The organism is Saccharothrix australiensis, assembly GCF_003634935.1.
GTDB lineage: Bacteria > Actinomycetota > Actinomycetes > Mycobacteriales > Pseudonocardiaceae > Actinosynnema > Actinosynnema australiense.
Window position 1 is genome coordinate 1,164,618 of the sequence record NZ_RBXO01000001.1, and the last position, 13,366, is coordinate 1,177,983.

Below are 13,366 nucleotides of genomic sequence, written 5' to 3' on the forward strand. Positions count from 1 at the left end.
CCGCGCTGCTGCCCCTGGCGTTCCTCGGGGTGTTCTTCGCCTGGCCGGTGGTCGCGATCGTCGGCCTGGGCTTCGGGTTCGGCGCGGTCGAGCGCTCGGGCGCGGTGTGGCCGGTGCTGGCCGACCCGCGCACCTGGGACCTGGTCGGCTTCACCCTCGGCCAGGCGGCGGCGGCCACGGCGCTCGCGCTGGTCGCGGGGCTGCCGGTGGCGTTCCTGCTGGCCAGGTGCCGGGTGTGGGGCACGGGCCTGGTGCGGGCGGCGGTGATGGTGCCGTTCGTGCTGCCGACCGTGGTGGTCGGGCTGGCGTTCCGGGCGCTGTGGCCGGACGGCGGCGTGCTGCCGATCGTGCTGGCGAACGCGTTCTTCAACGTCGCCGTGGTGGCCCGGACCGTCGGCGGGCTGTGGGCTCGGGTCGACCGGCGGGCCGAGGACGCGGCGCGGGCGCTGGGCGCGTCCAGGGCGCGGGCGTTCACCTCGGTGGTGCTGCCCGCGCTGGCGCCCGCGATCGGGTCGGCGGCCTCGGTGGTGTTCCTGTTCTGCGCCACCAGTTTCGGGGTGGTGCTGGTGCTCGGCGGCGCGCGGCACCGGACCCTGGAGACCGAGATCTACCTGCGCACGGTCGAGCTGTTCGACCTGTCGGGTGCGGCGGCGCTGTCGTTGCTCCAGTTCGCGGCCGTGCTGGCGGTGCTGCTGCTGGGCGGGGCGGCCCGACGCCGTCGCGAGCGGTCGCTGGCCCTGCGGGTGGAGGCCCCGCGTCGACCCGCCGGCGGCGAGTGGGGCGTGGTGGCGGCGGCCTGGCTGGTGGTCGGCGCGCTGCTGCTGCCCGTGGTGGGCCTGGTGGTGCGGTCCCTGGCCACCGACGACGGCTGGAGCCTCGCCGGGTACCGGGCGCTGGCCGGCACGGGCGAGCGCGGCACGCTCGCCGTGCCCGGGTGGCAGGCGGCGGTGAACTCGGTGCGCACGGCCACGGACGCGACGCTGGTCGCGCTGGTCGTGGGCGTGCTGTCGGCGGTGGTGCTGGTCGCGTTGCGGCGGCACGGGTCGTGGCTCGCGGAGACCCTGGACACGGCGCTGATGCTGCCGCTTGGCGTGTCGGCGGTGACCGTCGGGTTCGGGTACCTGATCACGATGGACGCGCTGCCCGGCGACTTCCGCACCTCGCCGCTGCTGGTGCCGCTGGCGCAGGCGCTCGTGGTGACGCCGCTGGTGGTGCGGATCGTGCTGCCGGTGCTGCGTGCGGTCGACGAGCGGCTGCGGCAGGCCGCCGCGACGCTGGGCGCGAGCCCGTGGCGGGTGTGGCGGGAGGTCGACCTGCCGCTGGCGGCCCGGTCGCTGGTCGCGGCGGCGGGGTTCGGGTTCGTGGTGGCGCTGGGCGAGTTCGGGGCGACCAGCTTCCTGGCCCGACCGGACGCGCCGACGCTGCCGGTCGTGATCGCGCGGCTGATGTCGCGGCCGGGCGAGTTGAACAGCCAGCTGGCGTACGCGGCGTGCGCGCTGCTGATGGTGGTGACCACGGCGGCGGTGCTGCTGATCGAGCGGCTGCGGGTGCCGGCCGGCGGGGAGTTCTAGATGGCGTTGGAGCTGAACGGGATCAGCGTCCGGTACGGGGCGGTCGAGGCGGTGTCCGACGTGGACCTCGCGGTCGGCGACGGCGAGGTGGTGGCGCTGCTGGGGCCGTCGGGGTGCGGGAAGTCGACGCTGCTGCGGGCCGTCGCGGGGCTGGAGCAGCCGTCGGCGGGCGTGGTGGCGTGGGACGGCGTGGACGTGGCGGGCACTCCGGTCCACCGGCGGGGGTTCGGCCTGGTGTTCCAGGACGGGCAGCTGTTCCCGCACCGGGACGTGGCGGGCAACGTGGCGTTCGGGCTGCGGATGCGCCGGGAGCCGCGGGAGGTCCGGCGTGCGCGGGTCGACGAGCTGCTGGAGCTGGTCGGCCTCGGCGGGTACCAGCGGCGGAAGGTGACCGAGCTGTCCGGCGGCGAGCAGCAGCGGGTGGCGCTGGCCCGTGCGCTCGCGCCGCGACCCCGGCTGCTGCTGCTGGACGAGCCGCTGTCGGCGCTGGACCGGGCGTTGCGGGAGTCGTTGGCGGTGGACCTGGCGCGGCTGCTGCGGGAGGCCGGCGCGACGGCGCTGGTGGTGACGCACGACCACGACGAGGCGTTCACGCTGGCGGACCGGGTGGCGGTGATGCGGGCGGGTCGGATCCGCCAGGTCGGGCCGCCGTCCCTGGTGTGGCGGTCGCCGGTGGACGTCGAGGTGGCCCGGTTCCTCGGGTGCGGGAAGGTGCTGGGCGCGGAGGCGGCGCGGCGACTCCTGGGGGTGCCCGCGCGGGTCGGGCTGCGGGCGACGGCACTGCGCGTGGACCCGGACGGCCCGCTGTCGGCGGAGGTGCTGGAACGCGTCCACCGCCGCGATCACGTCCGACTGCTGGTCCGGTTGGTCGGGGCGGGCAGCGAGCCGGGCGCCGACGCCGCCGCCGCTGCGGGCGAGGCCGGTGCGGAACAGGTCGGTCCCGATCAGGCCGGTGCCGATCAGGCCGGTGCCGGCGTGGACCGGTCGGGTGCGACCGGCGTGCCCGGCTTCGGCGGGGTAGCGGACGAGTTCGAGGCGGTGGCCCCGGTCGCCGCACCCCCTGCTCCCGGCGACCGGGTCCGGCTGGCCGTCGACCACGACGGCATCGCCGTCATCGGGTAGCGCCCGACGGCATCGCGTCACCGGGCGGCGTCCGACGGCATCGCGTCACCGGGCGGCGGCCCACTCCGCCCGGTCGAGCGCGTACTCGACCTCGCCGTGCTCGGAACCGGGGATCGGCTCCGGCCAGTGCTGGAGGAACACGGGCAGAGCCTGCCTCAGGTGTCCTTCGTCGCCAACCGCATTGCCGCCAGCGACAGTCCGATCAGGACGTAGCAGCCCGCCAACGCCGTGCTGTGCCACAGCTGATCGGTCGGCAGCGGGTCGCGCATCACGTCGACCAGGTCGTCCCAGCCCGAGGTGATCAGGTACGGGTGCAGCCAGTCCAGCGCGCTGAACAGGCCGAGCACCCCGGACACGATCACGCCCGCCATCGTCGCCGCCATCACGACCAGCGGGTGCTCGGTGCACGCCGAGATCGCCAGCGCGATCGCCGACACACCCCACACCTGGAACGTCACCAGCGCGACGGTCAGCGCGATCCGCCCCAGCGCGTCGACGAACGGCAGGGTGTTGCCGGACAGCGTCAACATCCCCTGTCCGCCGAACAGGATCGCGCCGACGACGGCGCCGACGACCGCGATCAGCGCGACCGCGAACAGCGTCATCGTGGCCACGCCGAACGCCTTGATCGCCAGCAGCCGCAACCGCCCCACCGGGGACAGCAGCAGCCCGCGCAGCGTGCCGTGCTGCGACTCGCCCGCCAGCCCGTCCGCCGCCCAGATCGCCCCGACCAGGGGCAGCAGCAGCGGCAGCGCCAGGAACAGCGTGAACACCGGCAGCACCAGGCCGTTGCCCGAGATGATCGCGGCGAGACCCGGCCCGGCCGGCCCGTCGCCGTCGAGCGCGAACCACAGCCCGATGCCCGCCAGCAGCGGCACCAGGCACAGCGCCGACAGCCCGATCACCGTGCGCGGCCTGCGCACGATCCACCGCAGCTCCGACCGCAGCTGCCTGCCCAGCGGGGCGCGGGTCGCGACCAGGGTGCCCATCACGCCTTCTCCTCGATCGTGTCCACCGCGGACAGCCCCTCGTCGGCTTCCTCCGCCTCGGTCAGCCGGGCGAACAGCTCCTCCAGCCCGGTGCGCTGCCGCCGCGCCTCCCACACCGGGATGCCCGCCTTGACCAGCGTCTCCAGCACGGCGGGCGGCGTGGTGCCGATCAGCTCGACGCGCAGCCCGTCGAGGGACGGCCGCGCCGAGATCCGGCCCTCCCGCAGCACGTTCAACGCCTCCATCCACTCCGGCGTGACCACCAGGAGCGCACTGCTCTCGGCCTGGAGCAGCTCGGCCAGGTCGCCCTGGGCCACGACGGTGCCCCGGTGCAGCACGGCGACGTGCGTGCAGGTCGCCTCGATCTCGCTGAGCAGGTGCGACGACACCACGACGGTGGTGCTGCCGTTGCGCAACTCGGCGATGACGTTGCGCACCTCCCGCGTGCCCGCCGGGTCGAGGCCGTTGGTCGGCTCGTCGAGCACGATCAGCTTGCGCTCCACCAGCAGCGCGGACGCCAGCCCGAGGCGCTGCTTCATGCCCAGCGAGTAGCCCCGGTACCGGCGGTGCGCGGCGGCGGCGAGCCCGACCCGCTCCAACGCGTCCTCCACCGCCTGCTTGATGGAGCCGGTGGCGAGCAGCGGCTCGAACGCCGCGACCCGCCGGAGGTTCTCCCGGCCGGACAGGAACGGGTGGAAACCCGGACCCTCGACCAGCGCGCCGACGTGCGGCAGCGCCGCCGCGGCCCCGTCCGGCAGCCGCTCGCCCAGCAGCTCGACCTCACCCTCGGTCGGCCGCACGAGCCCGAGCAGCATCCGGATCGTGGTGGTCTTGCCCGACCCGTTGGGGCCGAGCATCCCGAGCACCGCCCCCCGCGGCACGTCGAGGTCCACCCGGTCCACCGCGACGGTGTGCCCGTACACCTTGCGCAGCCCCCGCGTGCGGGCCGCGAGGGCGGGGGTGGCGCCGGTGCCGGCCGGCTCCGCCCGCGCGCTGGTCGAGGTGGTCATGCGGTCTTCTCCCGTGCTCGGTCCGCGACGTGGTGCGCGGCGGTGCGTGGTCGACGGTCCAGACGGACCGGGTGGCTCGCGCCCGGTCCGCGCCGGTGGTGCGGTCGCCCCCTGGCCCGACGTGCCCGGACCGGGCGGGCCGCCGACCACGGGCCGACCACGGCCCGCCCGGCGTCGCCGGCCCCGGTCGCGTGCGGCCGGTCGTCGGTCGGTGCGCGGTGCGCGTGGTGGTGGCCCACGCCGTGCGGCGCGGCTCGCGACGCCATGTCGGACCTCCTGGAGGTCGTAGTCGGTCGATCACCCGGGTCGGGCGTGCCGAACCCGGGTGAGCGCGGTGCCGGCTTCCCGTCCCCGGCCACGGGTGCGACCGAAGGGTATGGCCACCCGGCGTTCGGGCCTCCCCGGCCGCTGACGGCACGGCGACGAGGGTCGCGACACCCGCGGTCCGGTTCGGGTCCGCCAGTGGCACCGCGCCTTGGGGACGTCCCGATTGAGCCGGGGGCGGACGCGCCGGTGCCGCGCCCACCGGCCGAACGCGCCGCCGCGCCGAAGTGCGCTGGGCACATCCGCGTCGCAACCGCACCCGGGACCACGGTGCGTCCAGTGCCGCCGAGGCGGTTCGACGAACTCATGGCGGCCCCTCTCGGATGGGTCGTGCCGGGTCTTGACGTGCCGGGTAGTGCGGTGTCGCGCGTCCGGACCGGGCGGGCTCGGCGCTCCCGCCGGGTCGACCGACGCCGAGGGATGGGACCTGGCGTCGGCCGCGCGGTCACTTCACCTTCGCGATGCTCTCGGTCAGCACCTGCTCCGGCACCGCGCCGACGGCCACCCGGCCGTCGTCGGCCAGCAGGAGGCCACCCACCCTGGTGGTGATCAGCGTCCCGCTGCCCCACGGGCCGCCGACCTGCTTGCCCAGCTGCTTGAGCAGGCCCTGGACGTCGACGTCCGCCGAGTCCTCGCCGCCCTTCCACTCGCGACCCGACCGCTGCCGCGCCTCGGCCATCCCGGTCAGCGCGTCCGGGGTCACCCTGGCGGTCAGCACGACGTCCCAGCCCTCACCGTGGACCTCGGGCCCGGCCTCGGCCAGCGCGCTCTCCGCGAGCGCCTTCTCCTCCTCCGTCGGGCCGTCCGGCGTGGACTGCTCGACCTTCGCGCCCGCCGGCGGGGTGAAGGTGAACAGGCTCGCGTCCTGCGCGCCCACGTTCAGCTCCGCGAAGCCGACCTGCACCGCGGGCACGTCCGTCCCGTTGGTCAGCACGGCCACCCGCAGCGGCACGCGCAGCTCGGAGTCCACGGCCACGCGCACCTCGCGCAGGACCGTCCGCTCGGTGGGCTTGGGGCTCAGCACCAGCTCGTAGGTCGACCGCCCCGCGACGCGGGCCGTGCCGTCGACGCTGACGTCGCTGAACTCCTTGATCTTGGCCACGACCTCGCGGGACAGCGAGACCGGGTCCGACGGCACGGACCGCCCGCCCTCCGGGTCGAGGTCCAACGCCGGCGCGGACCGCGTGCCGTGGGGCAGCTGCTTGACCGTCTGGTCGGCCGAGTCCCACAGCCAACCCGTCTGCCCGTCGTCGACGAACGTCCGCTCGGCGTCGCCCGACGGCAGCTGCACCCGCACGCGCCCCTCGCCGTCGGTCCACATGCGCAGCTTCGAGTCGCCGTCCGACAGCTGCGGCAGGCCCGCGATGGCCGGGATGCCCAGGTCGTTGGCCACCTCGACCGTGCCGCCGAACGCGGCCGGCTTCGCCGTGAGCACCGACTCCACCAGGGACTCCGCGCTCACGTCCGGCAGGACGGGCGCGGGCCCCGCACCGGCGGGCAGCGCGAGCACCCCCAGACCCGCGGCCCCGGCGATGACGCCGACCGCCGCGGTGGCCACGGTCACCCTTCTCCGGTTCATGTCCCCTCCTCCAAGGGCGTCGACCGACCGGGCGCCGGTCCGACACCGCAAACCTTCCTCGGGTCCGGCTGAGATCGCGCTGAGAGCGGCGGCCGTCCTGAGAACGGGCTGAGACGCCGCGCCGATCGTCCCCCCGCCGGGGCATCCTGAGAGGCGTGAGGCCACGGGTGCTGGTAGTTGACGACGAGGTGGGCGTGCGGCGCGCCCTGGAGCGCGGCCTGTCCGCGGAGGGCATGGAGGTGGTCACGGCCGCCGACGGGCCGAACGCGCTGCGGGTGGCGTTGACGGGCGCTTTCGACGTCGTGCTGCTGGACGTCATGCTGCCCGGCCTGAGCGGCTACCGGGTGCTCCAGCGGATGCGCGCCGAGGGCGTGCGGACACCGGTGCTCATGGTGTCGGCGAAGGACGGCGAGGTGGACCAGGCCGACGGGCTCGACCTGGGCGCGGACGGCTACCTGGTCAAGCCGTTCAGCTTCGTGGTGCTGGTCGCGCAGGTGCGGGCGTTGCTCCGGCGCAACCAGGCCGACCTGGCCAGGCGCAAGCTCAAGCTGGGCGAGCTGGTGGTCGACCGCGCGGTGCGCGAGGTGAGCTGGGCGGGCTCGCCGGTGAGCCTGTCGCCCCGCGAGTACGCCGTGCTGGACGTGCTGGCCAGCCGCGCGGGCTCGGTGGTGACCAAGGACGAGCTGCTCCGCACCGTGTGGGGCGACGAGCAGGCGGCGACCCGCAACGCGGTCGAGGTCTACGTCGGCTACCTGCGGCGCAAGCTGGACGCGATGGGCGCGGGGGAGGTGGTGCGCACCGTGCGGGGCCACGGCTACCTGGCCTCGACGCCCGACCTGGACGCGGCGCTGGACTCGACGGCCGCCAGGCGCAGGTGAACCCGCGCCGCTGGTGGCTGCGGCGCACGCTGCGGTTCCGGATCACCGTCGTGTCGACCGGCGTGGCGCTGCTGTGCCTGCTGGCGCTCACCCTGCTCGCCCCGAGCCTGATCGGGCGCGTCCAGGTCGGCGCGGTCGACGCCGAGCTGGCGCGGGCGGGTGCGGTCCGCGTGCTGGACGTCGCGGGCAACCCGCTGGACGGCGGGCCCGCGCCCGACCTGACCCCGCAGGAGATCCGGCGGCTCAAGGCGGGCGAACGGGTGCTGCGCGTCGACGGCCCCAGCGCGCACCGCTGGCTGGGCCGGGTGGTGTTCACCGCGGACGGCACGCCGCAACTGCACGTCACGGGGGACACCCTGGTCGGCTACCGGGAGGCGAACGAGCTGGGCACCCGGTGGCTCGCGGTCGCGGCGGTGCTGGTGGCCGGCCTGGTGGGCATCGCGACCTGGCTGTCGGTGCGGTCGTCGCTGCGCCCGGTGGAGCGGATGCGGGCGGCCGCGGGCGAGCTGCCCAGGGGCGAGCGGCTGCCCGTGCCCGCCGCGCGCGACGAGCTCCAGGCCCTCGCCGTCGCCCTCAACGCCCTGCTGGCCAGGCGCGACGAGGCGACCGAGCGGCTGCGCCGGTTCACCGGGGACGCCGCGCACGAGCTGCGGTCACCGGTCACCTCCGTGCGCGCCCAGGCCGAGGTCGCCGTGGCGCACCCGGACCCGGACTTCTCCCTGGAGGTCCTGGAGTCCGTGGTGGAGGAGTCGGAGCGGCTGTCGAGCCTGGTGGACGCGCTGCTGATGCTGGCCCGCGCGGACACCGGCGAGCTGCCCCGCGCCGAGCCGGTCGACCTGGTGCTCCAGGCGCAGGCCGCGGTGGAGCGGATGCCCGAGACCGGGCTGCTGCTGTCGATCCACGCCCCGATCGGCGCGTGCCTGATCCAGGCCGCCCGCACCGAGGTCGAGCTGGTGCTGGACAACCTGATCCGCAACGCGAGCCGCTACGCGCAGACCTTCATCCGGATCTCGGTGCTGCCCGCGCCCCGCGAGATCCGGCTGCTGGTGGACGACGACGGCCACGGCATCCCGCCCGAGCACCGCGAGAAGGTGTTCGACCGGTTCCACCGGGTGGAGTCCGACCGGGGCCGCGCGACCGGCGGGTTCGGGCTGGGCCTGGCGCTGGTCGCCCACCTGGTGACGCGCCGCCGGGGCACGGTCCGCGCCCTGGAGTCACCGGAGGGCGGCGCGCGCCTGGAGGTGCGCTGGCCCGCCTACCGGTGATGGCAGGATCTTTCCCGTGCCGGAGTTGAGAGCGACCACCCTGGTCGACGCGCCCCTGCGGACGGTCGCCGCGGCCCTGTTGGACGCCCGGCTGCTGGCGCGGTCGATCCGCGGCCTGGGCGTGCGCATCGGCTCCGCCGGCCCGGTGCTGCACGTCGGCGCGGAGCTGGCCGGCGCGGTGGGCCCCGTCACCGGCACGCTGCTGGTCACCAGGGCGGACACGACCGGTGTCGCGGCGGAGCTGGTCGGCGGGCCGCTGCCGCGGTTCGTGCTGGTCACGGACCTGCTGCACACCGGCGGCGGCACGATGGTGGTCGACTCGGTGGAGTGGACGAGCCCCGGCGGGCCGTTCGGGCGGCTGGCCGACGTGGTCGTGGGCCGCGGGCTGGCGCTGAAGGTGCTCCAGGCGCGGGCCCAGGCGGTCTCCGAGCGCAGCCGCCTGCTGGCCGACGCGAAGGTCGTGGTGGGCGCGGCGATCGTGCGGGACGGCCTGCTGCTGGCCCAGCGGCGCGGCTACCCGGCGGAGGTGGCGGGCGGCTGGGAGCTGCCCGGCGGGCGGGTCGAGCCGGGGGAGTCCGACCACGCGGCGGTCGTGCGGGAGTGCGAGGAGGAGCTGGGCGTCGCGGTGGTGCCCGGCGACCAGCTCGGCCCGGACGTCCCGCTGGGCGGCGACCACTTGCTGCGGGTGTTCCGGGCGGAGCTGGCGCGGGGCGAGCCGAGGGCGAGCGACCACCCGGAGGTGCGCTGGGTGGGCGCGTCCGAGCTGGACGGGCTGGACTGGCTGCCCGCCGACCGCGTCCTGCTGCCCGCCCTGCACGACCTGCTGGCGCCACCCGCCTGAACGGCCGGCCGGTAGCCGGGTCGCGGCTGCCCGGCCGGCCGTCGGATCACCCCAGGCCGGACATCCGCAGCGCGGCGTCCAAGCGGTGCGAGCACCGCTCACGGGCGCGCTCCGCGCCGTGCGCGCGCACCCGGTCCAGCTCCGCCGGGTCGTCCAGCAGCGCCTGCGTCCGCTCCCGCACCCCGCGCAGTTCCTCGACGACGGCCTCCGCCGTGGCCTCCTTCAGCTCGGCGTAGCCGGACAGCGTCGACGCCAGCTCCTTCGGGTCCTTCGCCGTGCACGCGGCCAGGATCTCCAGCAGGTTCGCCACGCCCGGCTGCGCGTCCGGCGCGTACCGCACGACGCCGAGGTCGTCGGTCACCGCGCGCTTGATCTTGCGGCGCACCAGGTCCGGCGGGTCGAGCACGAAGACCGTGCCGGCCGCGTCCTTCGCCGACTTGGCCATCTTGCGGGACGGGTCCGCCAGGTCGCGGACGCGCGCGGCGGTGGGCGGCACCACGGACTTCGGCATCACGAACACCTCGCCGTAGGTGCCGTTGAACCGCCGGGCGAGCACCCGCGCCAGTTCGACGTGCTGCGCCTGGTCGTCGCCCACCGGCACCTCGTGCGCGCCCTGGAGCAGGATGTCGGCGGCCATCAGCACCGGGTAGGTGAGCAGGCTCAGCCGCACCGACGACTGCCCGGCCGACTTCTCCTTGAACTGGATCATCCGCGCCGCCTCGCCGTACGTGCAGGTGCACTCCAGCACCCACGTGAGCGCGCCCAGCTCGCGCACCAGGTCGGATTGCACCGCCACGGACCGCGGATCGACCCCGGCGGCGATGAGCACCGCCAACTGCTCCCGCGCCAGCGATCGCAGCCGGGCCGGGTTGTGCGAGGTCGTCATCGCGTGCAGGTCGCTGATGAAGTACACGTCCTGGTCGGTGCCCTCGGCGGCCCACTGCCGGATCGCGCCGAGGTAGTTGCCCAGTTGAGCGGGACCGGACGGGGTGATGGCGGACAGCCTGATCATGGGAGCTCCTTCGGGAGGGTGAGCCCGCCCACCGGACCTCCACACGCGAAGGCCGCCCGAGCGGGCGGCCTGCGTTGGTCAACGCACGGTTCTCAGGGCCGCCGCGGAGCGGACCACCAGAACGGGTAAAGAGTGCGCATAGCCGCGATCATAACGTGCTGTCCGAGGGTCCTCCAGGTCTACGATTTTTTCATGTACATCGTGCTGCTGGAGTACATCAAGCCGTTGGACGAAGTCGACTACGCACTGCCGGAGCACGTGGACTGGCTGAACAAGCAGTACGAGGCCGGTCGCTTCCTCGTGTCCGGGCGCCAGGTGCCCCGCGTGGGCGGCGTTATCATCGCCCGCGCGATGCCGCGCGGGAAGCTCGACGCCCTGCTCGCGACCGATCCCTTCGCCATCCGGAAGCTGGCCCGCTACCAGGTGGTGGAGTTCGAGGCCACCCGGACCGCGCCGGAGCTGGCCACGGTCAACGAAGCCGTGCCGGCCTGATCGGCCGCACCCGCCCGCCACCCGGAGCGGCCGGGCGGCGCGGGCTCACCCGGCCATTTTCGCGGCTTTCCGCGCCGCCTTCTCCGCTTTCTTGATCGCCTTCGCGCGCGCTTTCCGCAGGGCGACCACGGGGCACCGGTCGCAGCGGGGCTCGGAGCGGCGGCACTTCTTCTTGACTTCGCCTTGCCCACGTGGCGCCTCCCGATCGACCGGGTGTCCCCGGACCGGGTGAGGCTGACCTCACGCTGCGTGCCTGTGTGGTAATGGCAGCGGTGCGGGTAGGCTGTTCAACGGCTCGCGCATTCCCCACGTCCTGGCGCCTGCCCATCCTCGACAGACAGCTCTAGGAGTTCCGCGTGCCCACGGCCACCGCGTCGATCAAGGAAACGCTGGTCCGCAACGACCTGCGCAACGTCGCGATCGTCGCGCACGTTGACCACGGCAAGACCACCCTGGTCGACGCCATGCTCCGCCAGTCCGGGGCCTTCTCAGAACGCGCCGAGCTCGTCGACCGGGTGATGGACTCCGGCGAGCTGGAGCGCGAGAAGGGGATCACGATCCTCGCCAAGAACACGGCCGTGCGCAGGCACACCGCCGACGGCGTGGTCACCATCAACGTCGTCGACACTCCGGGCCACGCCGACTTCGGCGGCGAGGTCGAGCGCGGCCTGTCGATGGTCGACGGCGTGGTCCTGCTGGTCGACGCCTCGGAGGGGCCGCTGCCGCAGACCCGGTTCGTGCTGCGCAAGACGCTGGCCGCCGGCCTGCCGGTGATCCTGGTGGTGAACAAGGTCGACCGCCCCGACGCACGGATCTCCGAGGTCGTCGACGAGGCGCACGACCTGCTGCTCGACCTGGCGACCGAGGTCGGCGCGGACGACTCCGTGCTCGACCTGCCGGTCGTCTACGCCTCGGCGCGGGCCGGCCGGGCGAGCCTCACCCAGCCCGCCGACGGCGGCCTGCCGGACGAGGAGAACCTGGACTCGCTGTTCGACGTGCTGCTCAACCACATCCCCGCGCCGACCGGCGACGCGGACGCCCCGCTGCGCGCGCTGGTGACGAACCTGGACGCGTCGGCGTTCCTGGGCCGCATCGCGCTGTGCCGCATCGAGGCCGGTCGCATCCGCAAGGGCGAGACGGTGTCGTGGTGCCGCGAGGACGGCTCGGTGCACAAGGTGCGCATCACCGAGCTGCTGATCACCGAGGCGCTGGAGCGCGTGCCGGCCGAGGAGGCGCGGGCGGGCGACCTGGTCGCGATCGCCGGCATCCCGGAGATCACCATCGGCGACACGCTGGCCGACGTGGACAACCCGGAGCCGCTGCCCCGGATCACCGTGGACGAGCCCGCGATCTCGATGACCATCGGCGTGAACACCTCGCCGCTGGCCGGTCGCGGCGGCGGCACCAAGCTCACCGCGCGCCTGGTGAAGGCCCGCCTCGACTCGGAGCTGGTCGGCAACGTGTCGGTGCGCGTCCTGCCCACCGAGCGCCCCGACACCTGGGAGGTGCAGGGCCGCGGCGAGCTGGCGCTGGCCATCCTGGTCGAGCAGATGCGCCGCGAGGGCTTCGAGCTGACCGTCGGCAAGCCGCAGGTGGTGACCAAGACGGTCGACGGCAAGCTGCACGAGCCGTTCGAGCGGCTGACGATCGACGCGCCCGAGGAGCACCTGGGCGCGATCACCCAGCTGCTGGCCAACCGCAAGGGCCGGATGGAGAACATGTCCGGCCACGGCACCGGCCGGATCAAGCTGGACTACGTGGTGCCGTCGCGCGGCCTCATCGGGTTCCGCACCGAGTTCCTCACCGAGACCCGCGGCACCGGCATCGCCAACGCCGTGTCCGAGGGCTACGGCCCGTGGGCGGGCGAGATCCGCACCCGGCACAACGGGTCGCTGGTCGCCGACCGCTCGGGCTCCATCACCGCGTACGCGATGATCCAGCTCGCCGACCGCGGCACGTTCTTCGTGGAGCCGGGCGCGGACGCCTACGAGGGCATGGTCGTCGGCGAGAACCCGCGCGCCGAGGACCTCGACGTCAACGTCTGCCGCGAGAAGAAGCTCACGAACATGCGCACCTCCACCGCGGACGTGATGGAGACGCTGGCCCGCCCGCGCAAGCTGTCGCTGGAGGAGGCGCTGGAGTTCTGCGCCGCCGACGAGTGCGTCGAGGTCGCGCCGGAGGTGGTCCGGGTCCGCAAGGTCACCCTGGACGCCAACCAGCGCGGCCGGGAGCGCAACCGCGCCAAGCTGCGGGGCTGACGACCTGCGTGAACGCGCCCGCCGG

11 protein-coding genes are annotated in these 13,366 nt (G+C 74.6%); 7 read left to right on the plus strand and 4 right to left on the minus strand.

The genetic code is table 11. The annotated features are described in order from the left end of the window. The first annotated feature begins 5 nt into the window (after positions 1 to 5). Together C8E97_RS05615 and C8E97_RS05620 are read left to right on the plus strand one after the other, a co-directional pair. Entirely contained in the window at positions 6 to 1,571 is a 1,566-nt protein-coding gene (locus tag C8E97_RS05615) for an ABC transporter permease (RefSeq protein ID WP_121010858.1), read from the plus strand. Beyond that, entirely contained in the window at positions 1,572 to 2,693 is a 1,122-nt protein-coding gene (locus C8E97_RS05620) for an ABC transporter ATP-binding protein (RefSeq protein WP_121002279.1), read from the plus strand. A 155-nt stretch (positions 2,694 to 2,848) separates the two neighbouring features. Here C8E97_RS05620 and C8E97_RS05630 read toward each other — a convergent pair whose 3' ends face one another. From C8E97_RS05630 to C8E97_RS05645, 3 genes are all read right to left on the minus strand, one after another. Then, positions 2,849 to 3,682 (minus strand): ABC transporter permease, encoded by an 834-nt coding sequence (locus C8E97_RS05630; protein ID WP_121002281.1) that lies wholly within the window; start codon positions 3,680 to 3,682, stop codon positions 2,849 to 2,851. Beyond that, positions 3,682 to 4,692: an ABC transporter ATP-binding protein gene (locus C8E97_RS05635; RefSeq protein ID WP_121002283.1), complete on the minus strand. Its 1,011-nt coding sequence runs from the start codon at positions 4,690 to 4,692 to the stop codon at positions 3,682 to 3,684. Before C8E97_RS05635 ends, C8E97_RS05630 begins: the two co-directional genes overlap by 1 nt. Positions 4,693 to 5,461: 769 nt before the next feature. After that, positions 5,462 to 6,595, minus strand: a complete 1,134-nt coding sequence (locus C8E97_RS05645) for a LolA family protein (RefSeq protein ID WP_121002287.1) — start codon at positions 6,593 to 6,595, stop codon at positions 5,462 to 5,464. A 167-nt stretch (positions 6,596 to 6,762) separates the two neighbouring features. Here C8E97_RS05645 and C8E97_RS05650 point away from each other — a divergent pair, with 167 nt between their 5' ends. The 3 genes from C8E97_RS05650 to C8E97_RS35815 are packed head-to-tail and all read left to right on the plus strand — an operon-like array spanning position 6,763 to position 9,579. Then, positions 6,763 to 7,473: a response regulator transcription factor gene (locus C8E97_RS05650; protein WP_170211628.1), complete on the plus strand. Its 711-nt coding sequence runs from the start codon at positions 6,763 to 6,765 to the stop codon at positions 7,471 to 7,473. Beyond that, the gene (locus C8E97_RS05655; protein ID WP_121002291.1) at positions 7,470 to 8,738 is read left to right on the plus strand and encodes a sensor histidine kinase; all 1,269 of its coding nucleotides are present in this window, start codon (positions 7,470 to 7,472) and stop codon (positions 8,736 to 8,738) included. The genes C8E97_RS05650 and C8E97_RS05655 overlap by 4 nt, the downstream gene beginning before the upstream one ends. Before the next feature lie 16 nt (positions 8,739 to 8,754). Then, on the plus strand, positions 8,755 to 9,579 hold the full coding sequence (locus C8E97_RS35815; RefSeq protein WP_246018691.1) for an NUDIX domain-containing protein: 825 nt from the start codon (positions 8,755 to 8,757) through the stop codon (positions 9,577 to 9,579). 46 nt (positions 9,580 to 9,625) lie between these two features. Here C8E97_RS35815 and trpS read toward each other — a convergent pair whose 3' ends face one another. After that, positions 9,626 to 10,591, minus strand: a complete 966-nt coding sequence (gene trpS / locus C8E97_RS05665; protein ID WP_121002293.1) for a tryptophan--tRNA ligase — start codon at positions 10,589 to 10,591, stop codon at positions 9,626 to 9,628. 192 nt (positions 10,592 to 10,783) lie between these two features. Between trpS and C8E97_RS05670 the strand changes: the two genes are divergently transcribed. Both C8E97_RS05670 and typA read left to right on the plus strand, forming a co-directional pair. Further along, positions 10,784 to 11,083 carry a YciI family protein gene (locus C8E97_RS05670; protein ID WP_121002295.1) on the plus strand — a complete coding sequence of 100 codons (300 nt, stop codon included), beginning with the start codon at positions 10,784 to 10,786 and terminating at the stop codon, positions 11,081 to 11,083. A gap of 356 nt (positions 11,084 to 11,439) precedes the next feature. Beyond that, positions 11,440 to 13,341: a translational GTPase TypA gene (gene typA, locus C8E97_RS05675; protein WP_121002297.1), complete on the plus strand. Its 1,902-nt coding sequence runs from the start codon at positions 11,440 to 11,442 to the stop codon at positions 13,339 to 13,341. Positions 13,342 to 13,366: the final 25 nt, after the last annotated feature.